General features: G+C 40.5%; 14 protein-coding genes. 4 read left to right on the forward strand and 10 right to left on the reverse strand.

Going from position 1 to position 15,454, the window contains the following annotated elements; genetic code table 11:
* Positions 1-5: 5 nt before the first annotated feature.
* Together mutL and tsaE are read right to left on the reverse strand one after the other, a co-directional pair.
* Entirely contained in the window at positions 6-1,973 is a 1,968-nt protein-coding gene (gene mutL / locus FB6_RS06450; RefSeq protein WP_174559217.1) for a DNA mismatch repair endonuclease MutL, read from the reverse strand.
* On the reverse strand, positions 1,966-2,442 hold the full coding sequence (tsaE, locus tag FB6_RS06455) for a tRNA (adenosine(37)-N6)-threonylcarbamoyltransferase complex ATPase subunit type 1 TsaE (protein ID WP_174559258.1): 477 nt from the start codon (positions 2,440-2,442) through the stop codon (positions 1,966-1,968). Before tsaE ends, mutL begins: the two co-directional genes overlap by 8 nt.
* Before the next feature lie 133 nt (positions 2,443-2,575).
* Here tsaE and FB6_RS06460 point away from each other — a divergent pair, with 133 nt between their 5' ends.
* From FB6_RS06460 to FB6_RS06470, 3 genes are all read left to right on the forward strand, one after another.
* Positions 2,576-3,481, forward strand: coding sequence for a pseudouridine synthase (locus FB6_RS06460; protein ID WP_217427326.1), 906 nt, complete (start codon positions 2,576-2,578; stop codon positions 3,479-3,481).
* Between the two features lie 115 nt (positions 3,482-3,596).
* On the forward strand, positions 3,597-3,932 hold the full coding sequence (locus FB6_RS06465) for a type II toxin-antitoxin system RelB/DinJ family antitoxin (RefSeq protein WP_174559218.1): 336 nt from the start codon (positions 3,597-3,599) through the stop codon (positions 3,930-3,932).
* Positions 3,933-4,024: 92 nt separating this feature from the next.
* On the forward strand, positions 4,025-4,468 hold the full coding sequence (locus FB6_RS06470) for a GNAT family N-acetyltransferase (RefSeq protein WP_174559219.1): 444 nt from the start codon (positions 4,025-4,027) through the stop codon (positions 4,466-4,468).
* Here the strand turns inward: FB6_RS06470 and FB6_RS06475 are convergent.
* Complete coding sequence (locus FB6_RS06475) at positions 4,461-5,171, reverse strand: pseudouridine synthase (protein ID WP_174559220.1); 711 nt, start codon at positions 5,169-5,171, stop codon at positions 4,461-4,463. The two genes, FB6_RS06470 and FB6_RS06475, sit on opposite strands and share 8 nt — an antisense overlap.
* Before the next feature lie 147 nt (positions 5,172-5,318).
* On the opposite strand from FB6_RS06475, the gene FB6_RS06480 reads away from it, so the two are divergent.
* Entirely contained in the window at positions 5,319-5,771 is a 453-nt protein-coding gene (locus FB6_RS06480) for a DUF441 domain-containing protein (protein ID WP_174559221.1), read from the forward strand.
* Between the two features lie 73 nt (positions 5,772-5,844).
* Here the strand turns inward: FB6_RS06480 and FB6_RS06485 are convergent, their stop codons facing one another.
* The 7 genes from FB6_RS06485 to FB6_RS06515 all read right to left on the reverse strand — a co-directional run bounded on the left by FB6_RS06485 (position 5,845) and on the right by FB6_RS06515 (position 15,444).
* A complete protein-coding gene (locus FB6_RS06485) occupies positions 5,845-6,861 on the reverse strand; it encodes a sensor domain-containing diguanylate cyclase (RefSeq protein ID WP_174559222.1) in 1,017 nt (338 codons plus the stop codon).
* A 231-nt stretch (positions 6,862-7,092) separates the two neighbouring features.
* Positions 7,093-8,013, reverse strand: coding sequence for a LysR family transcriptional regulator (locus FB6_RS06490; RefSeq protein WP_174559223.1), 921 nt, complete (start codon positions 8,011-8,013; stop codon positions 7,093-7,095).
* A gap of 937 nt (positions 8,014-8,950) precedes the next feature.
* A complete protein-coding gene (locus FB6_RS06495; protein WP_174559224.1) occupies positions 8,951-9,313 on the reverse strand; it encodes a hypothetical protein in 363 nt (120 codons plus the stop codon).
* Positions 9,314-9,610: 297 nt separating this feature from the next.
* Positions 9,611-10,594, reverse strand: coding sequence for an ion transporter (locus FB6_RS06500; protein ID WP_174559225.1), 984 nt, complete (start codon positions 10,592-10,594; stop codon positions 9,611-9,613).
* A gap of 127 nt (positions 10,595-10,721) precedes the next feature.
* A complete protein-coding gene (locus tag FB6_RS06505) occupies positions 10,722-12,437 on the reverse strand; it encodes an AAA family ATPase (RefSeq protein ID WP_174559226.1) in 1,716 nt (571 codons plus the stop codon).
* Positions 12,438-12,525: 88 nt separating this feature from the next.
* Positions 12,526-14,532 carry a hypothetical protein gene (locus FB6_RS06510; RefSeq protein WP_174559227.1) on the reverse strand — a complete coding sequence of 669 codons (2,007 nt, stop codon included), beginning with the start codon at positions 14,530-14,532 and terminating at the stop codon, positions 12,526-12,528.
* A gap of 153 nt (positions 14,533-14,685) precedes the next feature.
* A complete protein-coding gene (locus FB6_RS06515; RefSeq protein WP_174559228.1) occupies positions 14,686-15,444 on the reverse strand; it encodes a lysophospholipid acyltransferase family protein in 759 nt (252 codons plus the stop codon).
* Positions 15,445-15,454 lie beyond the last annotated feature (10 nt).

The following is a 15,454-nucleotide window of genomic DNA, read 5'->3' on the forward strand; positions in this document are numbered from 1 at the left end:
TACAACTACTCTCCTCGAGCAAAAAGTTTATCTAATTGTGACAGTGGAAATGCACGCCAGGTTGGACGTCCATGATTACACTGACTGGCAAATTCGGTTTGTTCCATTTGACGGAGCAAGGCATTCATTTCAGAAAGACTTAAGATACGATGCGCACGCACCGCGCCATGACAAGCCATACCCGCCAAAATCTGATCACGCTTTTGCAGTAAACCTTGGGCTTCATCATTCGGATCCAGATCATTCAGCAATTCAGGCACCAACGCCTCAAAATCCGCTTTGTGCAAAATAGCCGGCACACCACGAACAATCACCTGCTCATCACCATACTGGTCAATTTCAAGCCCCAAACGTGCTAGCTGAGCTTTTAAGTCATCTACCCGCATCGCCTGCATACGACTAATGCTGATCACTTTAGGAATGAGTAACTGCTGTGAGGTCCAAAATTCAGGCTTGTCCCATGCTGCTTTCATTTGCTGCAAGACAATACGCTCATGTGCTGCATGCATATCAACAATAATCAGACCTTCAGTGTTCTGTGCCAGAATATAAATGCCGTGTAACTGTGCAATTGCAATCCCGAGTGGATGCTCATCTACTTTGGATGATGGCTGTTCACCCGTATTGCTTAGGCTATTTACATTAGATGAATTAACCGAATCTGTAGACTCTTCACGCAAAGGTGCAAGATAGCTTTTCAAGGCATTATTCAGCTGTTGGGAAGCCTGATAACCCTGCTGTGTGGATGAGGACGCATAATGTACTGTTTGTGGACGACTGGCATTAAAATCGTTCAATAGTTCGGTAGATAGCTGTGCTTCAGGCTGTGGCGAATAGCGATCTACCGCCTTATGCAACTGAAATTGTTCTTGATAGCGTGGCTGAGGCTGAAGTGGTACGACATCCGCTTCATCCTTTTTCATTGCAGAAGATAATTCGGCAGTTGCCGTTTGAAACTGCGACAAGGTGTCTTTAGCAAAATGACGGACAAACTCATGTACTTCACGCTGATTTAAAAAGCGAATTTCATGTTTGGTCGGATGTACATTGACATCGATATTTTCAGGATCAACTTCCAGAAACAGCAAATAGGCTGCATGCTGATGACCATGCAGAATCCCGTCATAAGCCATACGTAAAGCATGCGAAATGGTTTTATCTTTGACAATGCGTCCATTCACATAAACATACTGCAAATCGGCTTGGGCACGTGCATCCGAAGGATGCCCCAACCAGCCTGAAAGCCGCATGCTGACACTATCTGCATCCATCCAGTAGGCATTTTCAGTAAATGGACGACCCAATAATTGTTGTACCCGCTGAAAACGGAGTTCACCGCTATCTGCCAGCGGCAAATTCAAACGGATAGTGTTGTTATGTTCTAAAACAAAACGGATATCAAAATGAGTTAAAGCAAGCCGGCGAACAATTTCTTCAATATGGCCAAATTCAGTGCCTTGTTTTTTTAAGAACTTACGTCGTGCAGGCACATTAAAAAACAGGTCCTGCACTCGTATATGCGTGCCTTTTTGCGTGGCAACGGCTTGTATTTCCTGATGATCAAAAGCCGTTCCATTGACTTCCACCTGATAGCCAATGCCATCGTCATTTTGGCTACTGGTTAAAGTTAAACGTGATACCGCTGCAATGGAAGCCAAAGCTTCTCCACGGAAGCCCAAACTGACAATAGCGTGTAAATCATCAGCCGTCTGGATTTTACTGGTGGCATGCCGCATAACCGCCAAAGCCAGGTCTTCTGGGTGAATCCCTCGACCATTGTCAATAATTTCGATTAGTGTGCTGCCGCCCTGCTCAACACGGATAATCAGTTCGGTCGCACCCGCATCAATTGCATTTTCAAGTAGCTCTTTGACAACCGATGCAGGACGCTCAATCACCTCACCTGCGGCAATCTGGTTTGCCAGTGCAGGATTAAGGGTATGAATACGACCGATACTTAAATTATCACGCATGGTTGAATTGACTCTCTAAGGCTTGTTTTAATGCTGCAGATGAGAAGTTCAAACTCGCAGTCCGGGTCAGCTCATCTTCAGATTTTTCAATATTGATCACCATTTCCGGCTGGGGAATTTCATCTCCACCTTTGGATGGCCACTCAAATAAAAATAGCGCATCTGGAGTTTCTAAATAGTCACGAATACCCATGAGTTCAAGTTCATAAGGGTCATTTAAACGATATAAATCAAAATGGAAAATATCTTTACCCTGAATATGATAGGGCTCAACCAGAGTATAGGTTGGACTTTTTACCGCCCCTTGATGACCTAAACTTTGCAGAAAATAGCGCGTTAGCGTGGTCTTGCCTGCGCCTAAATCACCAATCAAATAAACTACGCCCGTTGTAAAATGCTGTGCCAAAACCTGTGCTAAATTTTGGGTATCGTCTTCATTGTTCAAAGCTAAATTAAATGAATACTGCATATTACTCACGACAAGATTCCAAAGAGCAAATATGATAGCATCGCACTGCTTTATTGCCCATGCACGCACTTCTAAATGTGCAATTTTTCCTATATTTGATTGTAAATGATCTTGAATTCAAGCCCCCGATCTCATGCACCGTCCTGAATTTATTCCACCTATGCTTGATGGCGTCAGCGCAAGCAAAGTCTTTCTTCCAAAAATCGATCCTGTTCCTGCAAGTGTCTATCACTACTTATGTCAGCAATTCCCGCATATTGCTAAGCAAGAATGGCTGCAACGCTTTAACGATGGTTTGGTCTATGATGCCGCGGGTCATGTATTAAGCTCAGATACTCCTTATATCGAAAATAGTCATGTGTTCTACTATCGCTTTTTGGCCCATGAAATACCTGTTCCTTTTGAACATGAAATTTTATTTGAAAATGAACACTTACTTATCATTGATAAGCCACATTTTTTAACCATCAGCCCGACCGGTCAATATGTGCAGCAAACCCTATTGGTTCGTTTAAAAAAACAGACTGGCAATGAATTTTTAACCCCGATTCACCGTCTGGACCGTGAAACGGCTGGCGTGGTTTTATTTTCCAAACAACCCGCTACACGTGCAGTGTATCAGGAGATGTTTGCAAAGCGTGAAGTTCAAAAAACTTATCATGCCATTGCACCTTTTCAGGAACATTTAACCTTTCCCCGCCAGATCCGCTGTCGGATGGAAAAAGGACAACCGTTTTATACCATGCAAGTGGTTGATGGAACGGTAAATAGTGAAACCGAAATTGCTTTGCTGGAACATAATTTGCATTGGGGTAAATATGAACTCAAGCCCCATACCGGAAAACAGCACCAGTTACGTGTGCATCTCAACAGTCTAGGGATTGCAATCAAAAATGATGCATTTTATCCGCTAGTGCAACATAAAAGGGAAGATGATTTTACAGCACCGCTGCAACTGCTGGCCAAACACATTGCATTTGTTGATCCCGTATCACGCCAAACCATGCAATTTTCTTCTAATTATGAGCTGACGTTGTAATATGCTTGTCATTACAAAATATTTTCGTAAATATGGTGTATGAATATTGAAATTACATTCAATTTGATTAAAATAAATGCTGAAAAGTTAAGTAATTAGACGTATTTAAAAAATCATGAGAAAAACCGAAGTTTATCAAATACGACTTGATTCCCAAGAAAAGAAACATGCCTTTGCGGTATTTAAGCAATTAGGCATTACTCCTGCACAAGCGGTTCGACTTTTTTTCAAACAAGTTGTTTTAACTAAATCTATTCCATTTTCTATTGAAAATCAGAATATTAACCTTGATCAATTGAACAAAATCCGCAAATTAAAGCAGCAGCAAAATGCTTTGAATGCTCCTGCAGATCAAGCAGCCGCTCATGATCAAGACTTTGATTTAGATGATGATCATTTAGCCCTATTTGAAGAACTCAATGCCATTTTGGGTGAAAGTGACAAAACTTAACAGTGTTGCATTTACAAACAATATTTAGAAAAATTCTTATAAAAACTTAGGTATGCTTCATGCAAATACAATAAAAAAGCATGGAGTATAAAATGATCGTCAGGCGTGCTTCTTTAGAAGATTTACACCCACTTTCTGTTTTGTTCGATGAATATCGCCAGTTTTATGGTGCATCTTCTAATCTGGATTTATCTTATAAATTCTTAAAACAGCGATTTGAAAATCAAGAAAGCGTGATTTTTATTCACGTTAAAGATGATGTTTTTACCGGCTTTATTATGCTCTATCTCGGTTTTTCGTCAGTTGCCTGTTCTACCTATTTCATACTGGATGATGTTTACGTTACCCCAACTTATCGTCGTCAGGGCTCAGCCAAGCAACTGATTGATACAGCAATTTTATTTGCTCGTCATGAGAATGCTTTAAGAATTAGCCTAGAAACTCAAAGAACCAATTATCAGTCACATCAGTTGTATGAAAAAATGGGATTTGTGAAAGATACCGAATTTCAAATCTATCATTGCTTTCTTAAATAGCCATGCGCTGTTTTGCGAGATCAATTTGTACAGGATCCAAATAGATCCATTGCCCCTCTTCAAGTTCAGGTAGCGCCAAACCACCAATTTGCTGCCGATGTAATTGCTCAACTCTATTACCTACAGCGGCCAGCATGCGCTTGACTTGATGATAGACGCCTTGATGAATAGTGAGCTGCAATTCATTATCCCCCAATTGCATCACATCGGTTGCTGCAAAAAGCCCTGCTTCATTGCGTAATTCTACGCCCTGTTCCAATTGCTGGATTTGCTCTACCGTAACAGGATCAGCCGTATGCATGCGGTAAACTTTCGCCACGTGTTTTTTAGGATGGGTTAAGGCTTGCAGAAATTGACCGTCATCAGTCAGTAGTAATAATCCACTGGTGTCCTGATCCAGACGACCTACACACTGCAAACCACGGTTTAACAAAACATCATCAAATAAATCAAATACGCTAAAATGGTGAGTGGCCTGATGTGAACATTCATAACCCTGAGGTTTATTCAAGGCAATATAAACTTTTTCACGATAATCAAAACTTTCACCATACACGGTAAAAGTTAAATCATTTAAGTTCAGTTTATGTTTTACGTTGCTGATGACTTCACCTTGAATGGCAACCGCACCGTTTTTAATCAGCTGCTGGCAATGTTTGCGCGAACCAAAACCTTGCGACTGCAGCATCTTTTCCAAAAACATAAACTCAACCTTTTCATGACTAACGACCCAGCATGCCGCATTCTATACTGAAATGCGCACTATTTTTATGTTTTACAGCTTTTAAAGTTAATCCTTATGCAAAACCCGATACAATAACTATTACTTGCTTCATTCTCCCTGAAAGTCATGTCTAATTTAGATTTAAACCTAATCGTTCTATTGATTTTATTGGCTTGTGGCATCTTTAGTCATAATAGCGCAGTGACCATTGCAGCCGGGGTTCTGATTGTTTTTCGCATTACCCCACTCAGTGAATATTTCCCTTATTTGCAACAACATGGGTTAAATATTGGCATCATTATTTTAACCATTGGTGTGTTGACCCCGATTGCCAGTGGCAAAATTCCAGGTGATGCTATTTTGAAATCATTTATGAGCTGGAAATCATTACTTGCCATCGCTATTGGTGTTTTAGTCGCTTGGCTAGGTGGTCGAGGGGTCAAACTAATGACTAATCAACCAGACGTAGTTGCAGGCTTACTGATAGGTACGGTTGCAGGTGTGGCAGTATTACGCGGAGTACCTGTTGGCCCTTTAATTGCAGCGGGGATATTAACCCTGTTTATTGGACATTCTTAAATAAATATAGATGTGAAACGTATTCTGCTGAAATTGAATCTAAAAATATTCATAAACTATGATTTCTAAATATTTAGAAATCATTCAGTTGAATCTGTTTCTTCTCTCTTTTATTTTCATACATTTTCAGGTCAGCACATTCTAATAACTGTTCTAGCCCCTGCGCATCCTCCGGATATACAGCCAGGCCAATACTTGCCCCTATGCTTAATTGCACATTTTCAAACACAAAAGGTAAACCACAAGATTCAGCAATACGGTTCATAGCAGATTTTGCCAGTTCCTGATTGGCGATTGAAGTTAAAATCACAGCAAATTCATCACCACCCAAACGTGCAACCAAATCATCATGGCGCGTATTACTTAGAATACGTTTGGCAATTTCTTTTAAGGCTGCATCACCTATACGATGACCAAACTCATCATTAATCGGCTTAAGTCCATCCATATCAATCATGAGGATGCCCAGTACCTTGTTTTCAGATTTTGCTTTTTCCACACCTTGACGCAAACAGTCCAAAAATAGTGCTCTATTGGCTAATCCGGTTAGATTATCCTGAGTTGCGAGCTTATAAAGCTCCTGCGCGCCAAATTTGGTTGCGTGATACATGGCAGCAGCAATCAACTCAGACATCAGGCTTAAAATCTGTAAGTCGCCGGGTTTAAAGGCATTTACTCGTTCTGAATAAATCTTCAACACCCCAATAGGCTCACCACAGTGAATCAGTGGTACAACAGCCATAGAACGCAAACCGACACGACGACAGGCTTCACGATCTACACGAACATCATCTTCACTATCCTGACAATATAAGGTTTCATTTTGCGCAATACACAAGCCAGACAGACTGTTTTGCATTTTTAAACGCAAGCCTAAAAAATGAGATGCCCCACCGGATACTGCACGGTAAACCATATCTCCATCTTCAGCTAATTCAACCACTGCACCTTTGGCATTGGTAATACCTTGTGCCTGTTCAGCAACTAAAGTCATCACCGCATTCAAATCAAGTCCAAGCTTCGCAATAGCTGTTTGTGTCTGAATAACAGACATAAGCTGCTTGGGTGAAGGTTGTTTAGAGTTAGGCATACGTAGACCCGAAATTTAAATGCGAAGAGTTGAAATAGAAGTAGGTGAATTTTAGAAATTTTCACAGAAATTGTACAGGCAGTTTTCGAGCCTTGGTTCTCATTTTCAATATTTTATGTCACATGATTAATTTTCTAGATTTTGTGTAATGCTAAATAAAAGAACAGACAGGGTATTTTCCCCATCTGTTTGATTGCTCGTCTTCAGTTTTAAATTAACCTAATTGGCTATTTATTCAGAATAATACTGATTACGTTTTTGCGAGAACTTGGCCAGTTGTTTTAAGAAGCCTTCAAAGTAACTTTTTTCTTTCTCTTCAATACGATAACCCGCATATAAAGTACGACGCAATCCCGTAGAAGATACACAATCTAAACGACGCGAAGTCACCCAACCTTTTTGCTCATATTCATTCACCACCCAATCTGGAAGTGCGGCGATCCCTCGCCCGCTTGCGACCAATTGAATTAACATCTGGGTTAAATCAGTGGTGCGTATCTGCTTTGGTAAAATATTGGCTGGAATAAACAGTTTCGCCATAATATCCAAACGGTGTTTATCTACCGGGTAAGTAATCAAGGTTTCATCTGCCAGTTCTTGCACAGTTACGCGTTCCGCTCGCACCAAGGGATGAGTATTAGATAAAACCAGACGCGATTCATATTCAAATATCGGAAAATATTCAATGCCTTTTAATGCAATTGGATCTGCGGTAATCAACAGATCAAATTCGGCATTTTGCAAAAGCTCATGCGGATTGGCTTCAAAACCTGAAGCAAAGTCCAAGTCTACATCTGGGTATTGTTGACGATATTGATTAAGCAAAGGCATTAACCAGTCAAAACAGCTATGACATTCGGAAGAGAAAATAATACGTCCGGTCTGCCCATGCACAATGCGGGTAATGTCGGTTTGAGTAATCTGGATTTGTGGCAATACATCATCTGCCAGTTTCAGTAAACGCTGCCCTACATTAGAAAATGTGACTGGGCGACTGCGGCGATTGACCACCTCCACCCCATACCAATGATCCAGCTCTTTCAACTGATGAGAAAGTGCCGATGGTGTTAAGCACAAATCATTCGCAGCAGCGACCAGTGAACCATGCTCACGCAAGGCAGTTAAAGTTTTAAGATGACGAATCTCTAGCATGAGTGAAGACCAGCAAAGCACTGCTTTGCCTGAGCGCAAGACGAGAAGCTAGGCTTCGAGTGGCAAGGATCAGACAAAACGATAAAAAAAACCTTGCGCAAGACTTTCAGCTACGCTGAAAGTGCGAAGGACAACAAAAAAAGTAAGCTTTGCCTGAGCGCAAGACGAGAAGCTATGCTTCGAGTGGCAAGGATCAGACAAAACGATAAAAAAACCTTACGCAAGGCTTTCAGCTACGCTGAAAGTGCGAAGGACAACAAAAAAAGTAAGCTTTGCCTGAGCGCAAGACAAGAAGCCATGCTTCGAGTGTAAGGTTCCAGCAAAACAAAAATGAATATAATTCAATATATCATTAAATTAGTTATTTTGTTTCATGTTTTATTTTATTTGAAGATGTTTTCAACAAAAAGAAGATCTTTTAGGAAAGATCATCACCATTACTTTGCATATTGGGGGTTAACCGCGTATTAAGGCAAAATGTGAACTCAAATTTGTAGAGCATAACAACTAAAAAAGAAACTATTACAGCTGAAATGCTTACCAAATCTCAAGTGTTTGAAGACTTACAATGGGCAGGCTCAAATTCAACATTTTCTGTTCTATATAGCACTCATGGCTGTGCTACAGGCTACACTAAAGCTACAGCATGGGAAATAATGCAATGACTAGATACCATTGCCCACTATATTTTACCTGAAGTAAATTCAACTCAAGAATTTAAAGCTGATTTTTCTGATTTATTGTCGCAAATTGATCATGCCAAATAACTCATTTAGTCTAAATAAATGATTGTTGTAGGACTCATGACTTTATTGTACTTGGCTGTATATTCAAAGATAAAACAACTGAAGCTGACAACATGCTTCAACCTGAAGATTGCTCATCTCCAAAGGCTATTTTTAAATACAGTAATGCGCATATATTCCCTCTTTACGCATTAAGTAAAACGATAATATTCTCCAGTATCACAATCATAAAAAGTGATATTTGTACCAGTCACGGTAATCTCATAATAACTGGCATTGCCATAATGATAGCCTTCGTATTTTTTTATGCCTTTTTTCTTTAAACTGATAAATTCGTTATGACCATAATCATATAGATTGAACTCACGACCAGTATTTTTACCTTCAACGATCACAGATCTGTGATGATCAAAAAGTTTTGCTTCATGCTGGTTTACAGTACCGCTAATTTGAGGGTAGTCACTTTCTTCATAATCATAGATATTGGATTTATGGTTACCAAATTCCAGTTTGGCCACCACTAAAGCTAACGCAGCTCGCTGATACTGTTTCATAAAATTTCCTTTTTATTGTTTTAATTATCTTAATCAAATGAAGAAAATCCTGTTTTTCCATTTGAAGCATGATTGAAATTGTTTTTCTTGTCTTACAACATAGCAAATTATGTTTTTTACTTAAAGTGCTATTTTTGTAAGGTCTGGCATGTAATTACAAGCCTTGAAGCTGATTTTTTCATCTGCGAAAAACGAAAGCATGAAAGTCAACACATTCTTCTTTTTAAGATCCATTGATCAAAAAAATCATTTCATAAGCCTGTTTTAGCCCGCAAGATATATTTCATTTTCTGAAAATTAATCCGGTAGCTTTTCCCCACAATGCGGACAATAGGCATATTTTTCACGTTCCTGCTTTAAAGATTCTTCGCGTTGCTCGCGTATGAGTTGCAAAAGAATATCTCGTGTCTGCTCGCTCGTGAGACCAACCTGTTTACGAATCTCTTCAATCTTATCGGCGTCTTGCAGCAAGTCGATTTCAGAACTTTGCAATAATTCCCTAAATTTTAATTCCAAATGCTGCTTACGCTGCTCCAGTTCATTCGCGAGACCAGTTGCCAAAATACCTGCAGGTAAAGCTGCCAGCCCCACGCCTAAAATGGTAATCATTGCACCCAAAAAACGCCCCCAAGGGGTAATCGGTGTAACATCACCATAACCCACAGTGGTTAAAGTCACTACTGCCCACCACATAGAGGCCGGTATAGAGCTGAACACTTCCGGTTGGGCACGGCTTTCCACCACATAAATCCCTGCCGCAGCCATTACAATCATAATAATTAAAATAAAGATGACCGCCTGAAAAGACCCTTTTTCACGCTCAATCACGCGTAATAAAATTTGTAGCGAGACAAAATAACGTGTCAGCTTCAGCAGTCGCAACAACCGTAGAATTCTGAGGAAACGCAAATCCAGATGTACAAAGAAATTAATATAGGCTGGCAAAATCGCAAGCAAATCAATAATAGCACCGCCACTTATAATCCAGTTTAGACGGTTTTTCCAGCCAGATTGAAAAGGATCTTTTTCCGCAACTGACCAAAATCTTAATAGATATTCCGTGCTAAAAATAACGATGGAAAAATATTCAAAAGCATCAAACAACCCTTGATAAGCACGGTAGATATCATTAATTGACTCCAACAGCACTGCAATCACATTACCGATAATCAGTAAAATCAGAAAATAGTTGAGCCAGCGGCTAGAAGTGGTTTCGTAGTCTTCATTATGCAAATGATCATAAATGAATTTTCGCAACCTGAACCATGCATTAAGGGTCATAAGTCGTGCATTTTATTCTAAATTTTAAGCCTTCAGTTTAACCTAAGACCAAACCCTTCGCATACAGTGACAAGATATTTTGTAAATTAGCGCAGTATACGTTGTCTGCAAAAATGCCTTATTCCGTTTATTCCACAAAAAGTAACGCCAGACGCACCTGATCATATCCCATGCGCGGACTGGTGGCTTCAACAATCGGACGCAGCTTGATTGCACCATCTTCACTAAAGTTTTCAGGGCTTTGTCGTTTCATGAGGCGCTTATAAATTTTACGCACCTGCTCCACTACTTCATCACCGGGATGAGCCACAGAAATATCTAGACCTTGTTCTTTATGTAGTTTCGCCAAATGATTAATAATGGTTGCTGGGGTTAAGCCACGCTCGACAGCAATGTCCTGAATTTCATAACCTTCTTCAAACAGTTCACGGGTTTCATCCAGTGTGGCTGTCGCATAATTGGTTTTACCACCACTTTTGGCAATTTTCTTTTCATTGCGCTGAATTTCAGTCTCATTCAAGGTTCCACCGCAATGGCGAATAAAGGCCTTATGCTGCGGCGCCAAATCAATCAGTTCAAAATGATTTTCAGCTTCTTCAGACAGTTCCTGAAAACGGCGATCGGCCTTAATAGCTAAACTGTCCAGTTCCAAGGCCTGCTCATTCATCCCTAACAGTTTTAAACCACTTAATGCTTTTAACCGTGACAGTGCCACATAACCCTGACCTTTCTCAAAAGTATGTGCCAGATTGATTTCCGCGGCTTCCAAGGTCATCCCTTGAGACTTGTGAATGGTAATGGCCCATGCCAGTCGTAACGGAATTTGCTGAAAACTGGCAATGGTCTTACCTGCATCGTTATCTACAGACCAGGTTTCAGGCTCCACCACCAGTACCGTACCATCCGTCAATTTTACTTTCGGTAAAATGCCATGCTCATCATCTTCTTCAAAGCCAATTACTTCACCTAAACTGCCGTTGATATAGCCCATATCAAAGTTGTTTTTCACAAACATCACTTTGGCATTTTTCTTTAAGTTCAGGTTTTCAGGCGCACGAACGGATGATTTTAAAGTTTCAATCAGCTTGTCATTACCATCACAAATCGCGTCGAACTGCTTGCTTTCAGCATCAATGGCATTGAGATGCTTAAAGTTGATGCTATCCACATCCATATTATGGGTATACAAACGGGTGAAGGTTTCACTTACATCTTGCTGGCGGGTCTGTTCTAGAGCCTGAATATGTTCAGCTGTAATACTTTGGCTGCGAATGGCATTTAAAATGTCATTTAAATAGTCATTGCCCTGACGGTGCTGCTCGGTCAGATAACACACCCGGAATTTGGCTTCGACCCATGCATCCGACATAAAGCAGAATTTATCCCGATTGCGTTCATCATTTTTACCCACGGGCGGCAACTGGAAAAAGTCACCTGCGACAATGACCTGAATACCGCCGAAAGCTTCATCACTTTCTTTAAAGTATTTTAAGACCTGATTGACCAGATTCAGCTGCTTGGCGTGCAACATGGAAATTTCATCAATAATCAATACCTGGGCATTTTCCAAATGCTCTTTCAGGTACTTGCGTTCTTTCATGTTTTTCAGGTCAGCATCACCCAAAAAATCTTTAATACCAATGCCGGCCCAGGTATGAATGGTCATACCGTTCATATGCGTGGCGGCAATCCCTGTAGATGCCGTGATCGCGACAGGCACCTTACGCGCTTTCAGATAATTGATGTACTGATTAAGTGTATAGGTTTTCCCTGCACCAGCCGAACCTGTTAAAAAGACATTTTCGCCTGCTTTTAAAAGCTTGAGTGCAGTTTCTTGTTTCATAAGACCTATAACCGTAAATTAACGGCTATAGCCTACCGATTTTTTCGCTAAAAGTTAAGCCTAGAAAAAAGTTTCACGACAGCAGTTGTCACTTAAACGGCGCAAACTGGACATTTAACCAGGAGATAAACTGCAGTGCGATATTCACAAACAGATATTCGGTTTTTTTATTATGCGGATATTCCAGCTGGTCATAAATCAGCTGCCCATCACGTAGATGACAACCCAAAGTCATATGCAACTTGCCGGTTTGGGACACCATATGAAAAGCCACATATTCCCGTTCGATAATGCGCTGAGCATAGCTGGCCGCCAGACAATTCTGACAGCGATTAGATTCTTCAATAATTCGATCCAAATCTGAAAGTTCTTCAAAACTCCAGCTAGAAAATTGTATGACTTTTTCAGCCAGTACCGGTTGCCATTCTGCTACTGCAAAATTTTTCTTTAACAGGCTAATGATTTCCTGTTTCTGAATTTGATTGTGCCAGTGCATGGCCTGATGAAAAAAACCGATCCATGTCGTACTCTTGGGTATACTTTTATTATCCTTAAAATAATCGACCAGATAATCCCGCACATAAGCATCGAAAACTGAAATCCGCAGATGTCGCCCACGCAAATAAAAAATTTGCCTAAACTCATCCAGCTGCATTTTATAACGCTGTAATACACTATAAAAATCACGGTTTTGATGGGTTTCAGGACGGATGTATTGCATGATATCCGGCGGCAAGGCTTGCGTTATTTTGTGCAGATATAACATATAGGCCTGCATCACCCGACTTAAGCGCAAATAAATTTTTTTTACGATTTGCTCGTTGCCCTGACTGACATTGCGCATTAACTCTGTCCATTCATCCAGATATAAAATGGACGGACTGATCGCAATCCGGTGATCATCCAGAGCCTGCCGCTGCCCCTTTAAGATAAAACCATGCTGATTGTCCGGCTCAAACCATCCGTGTTGCATGGCATAATAATGACAGCTATGAATAAACATACGTGCTGAAGAATACTGAAAATATTGCAAAGTGGCTAAAATGACTTGCGGATGCATCTCGCTACTATCTACAAAACTTAAGGCAGTCACGGCTACCCGTACACTGCTATGCTGAATATTACGGCTTAACCAGTCCAACACGCTGCTGGATTGCTTAAACAGCCAGTTGGCTGTACGTGGATAATCCATCAAGGGAAGCTTGGCCACTTTCTTTTGCCAGACCATTGATCTGTTATCCAGAAAATTATATTTAGACAATAAGTCATCACGCTGCCAAAGCTCACGCCGCATTAAACGGACAAAACCCAATAAAGCCGATTTCTCTTGTGCATGCTGGTAAAGCAAATGAATATCATCCTGATGATCGATTAATTCATGTAAATTAAAACGATCTTCAAATGACAGCGCCATAATGCGATACATGGCAACAGGTAAAAATTGCGGCGCACTAAAGCAGAACTCATCCAGTGCATCCATTAAAGCCTGTAGCGGCAAAAAATCATCACCACAAAGCATTTGAATGCTACATATCTGTTGTATCCTCTGTACAAGTACTTCAGGCAGAGTTGTTTTGTTCAGTACATAATCGCTCAGCATAGCCGTAGAATAGAGCTTTGCTTTCATCATCAGCTGATCAATAATTTCCGCTTCGGGCAATGAGAGATGCTTTAAGAAGGCCTCGACCCGTTCAGCCCCATGCACCCAGACATAGACCTGTTCCAATAACAATTGTCGTAACTGCTGGGCTTTTTGCCGTAAATATAGCGAATGTTGCGGTTTTAAATCACCTGTTAAAAAATACAGGTCATGCAGCATAAATTCTTCTAATGCTTCCGCCTTCTGCCCCAAGTAGGTAAAATCACACTGCACAATGCTGTTCAGCGCTGACTCAGGCGCATGGAATTGCAGTTGAAATAAACCATTAGCCACCTGCACAGCATGTCGCTCCTGATCGATACTAAACATGTTATGTGCATTCAGATCACCGACGATATTCAGCTGATCTTGAAAAATTTGATTTAAACTTTTAGAAATTCTAAGTAACTGTTTCGCAATCCCTTGATATTGCGGTACTAAACTTTCCTGTTCCATACTCGCCTCAAATTCAACTGATTTGTAAGAATTTAATCATATTGTCAAGATAATGTATGCTGACTTGAAAATTTAAGCAAATGCAAGCAACGCATCATTCGCAATGGATGACTTAAGGTTTATTGTTAAAAATTCTAGCGAGATATCGAATATTTATTTTTCTAAGTTTTCACGTTGTTGTTTTAAATGCGCCAAGCCAGCATAGATTTGCTGCTGAATCACATCACGAAAATGATGCAAGTCCTGTATATTTTGAATATGACTCATATTTTGTCGTGGCATAAATTGAAAATAAAAAGGTAATCGTTTCGGAATGATATTTTTAGGCAAAGATGGAATAACATCACCATGGCGCAATAATTGATCCAGTTTCGGCAATTTCAATAATTTTTGAAACCAAAAACTTTCAATAATCCGGTTGGCATCAAAACCTAATTCAAAAACTTCGTCGCCGCCTAAAGCTGCAAACGGGACAATATCATAGTCAAATTCTTGAGCCAGTTTTAAAAAACCGTAACGCTGTTTCCAGATCAGCTGGTAGGCTTCCCCTTTTCGTTTCAGGACTTCACGCCCGCCACCCGGAAAGACCAGAATTGAATAGCCTTGCTGCATCAAGGCGCGAATATATTCTTTTTCCCCATCTACCGCGCCAAATTTTTTAAATAGGGTTCGCCATAACGGCAAATAAAAATGGCCATGATCAGCAATACTGACCACAGCCACTTTATGCACATTGTAAAGGTAATCAATCAAGATCGGTGAATCGAGCACACCATACAAAGTATGATTGCCAACATACATTGCAGGTTTAGCAGCATCAATATGTTCAGCCCCTAAAAAGGTCGGGGTGAAATACAGTCTGGATAACACACTAAGATGCTTGATCCATCTTGCATCATGCTCAACCTGCAATAGATTGTTC

Source organism: Acinetobacter bouvetii (assembly GCF_902753875.1).
GTDB lineage: Bacteria > Pseudomonadota > Gammaproteobacteria > Pseudomonadales > Moraxellaceae > Acinetobacter > Acinetobacter bouvetii_A.

Bases quoted from the DNA above. Each gene is read 5' to 3' on its own strand.
- FB6_RS06465 (WP_174559218.1), top strand. From the start codon at position 3,597: ATGAGAAAAACCGAAGTTTATCAAATACGACTTGATTCCCAAGAAAAG.
- tsaE (WP_174559258.1), bottom strand. From the start codon at position 2,442: ATGCAGTATTCATTTAATTTAGCTTTGAACAATGAAGACGATACCCAA.
- FB6_RS06500 (WP_174559225.1), bottom strand. From the start codon at position 10,594: ATGACCCTTAATGCATGGTTCAGGTTGCGAAAATTCATTTATGATCAT.
- FB6_RS06480 (WP_174559221.1), top strand. From the start codon at position 5,319: ATGTCTAATTTAGATTTAAACCTAATCGTTCTATTGATTTTATTGGCT.
- FB6_RS06495 (WP_174559224.1), bottom strand. From the start codon at position 9,313: ATGAAACAGTATCAGCGAGCTGCGTTAGCTTTAGTGGTGGCCAAACTG.
- FB6_RS06490 (WP_174559223.1), bottom strand. From the start codon at position 8,013: ATGCTAGAGATTCGTCATCTTAAAACTTTAACTGCCTTGCGTGAGCAT.
- FB6_RS06510 (WP_174559227.1), bottom strand. From the start codon at position 14,532: ATGGAACAGGAAAGTTTAGTACCGCAATATCAAGGGATTGCGAAACAG.
- FB6_RS06475 (WP_174559220.1), bottom strand. From the start codon at position 5,171: ATGTTTTTGGAAAAGATGCTGCAGTCGCAAGGTTTTGGTTCGCGCAAA.
- FB6_RS06505 (WP_174559226.1), bottom strand. From the start codon at position 12,437: ATGAAACAAGAAACTGCACTCAAGCTTTTAAAAGCAGGCGAAAATGTC.
- FB6_RS06460 (WP_217427326.1), top strand. From the start codon at position 2,576: ATGCACCGTCCTGAATTTATTCCACCTATGCTTGATGGCGTCAGCGCA.
- FB6_RS06470 (WP_174559219.1), top strand. From the start codon at position 4,025: ATGATCGTCAGGCGTGCTTCTTTAGAAGATTTACACCCACTTTCTGTT.
- FB6_RS06485 (WP_174559222.1), bottom strand. From the start codon at position 6,861: ATGCCTAACTCTAAACAACCTTCACCCAAGCAGCTTATGTCTGTTATT.
- mutL (WP_174559217.1), bottom strand. From the start codon at position 1,973: ATGCGTGATAATTTAAGTATCGGTCGTATTCATACCCTTAATCCTGCA.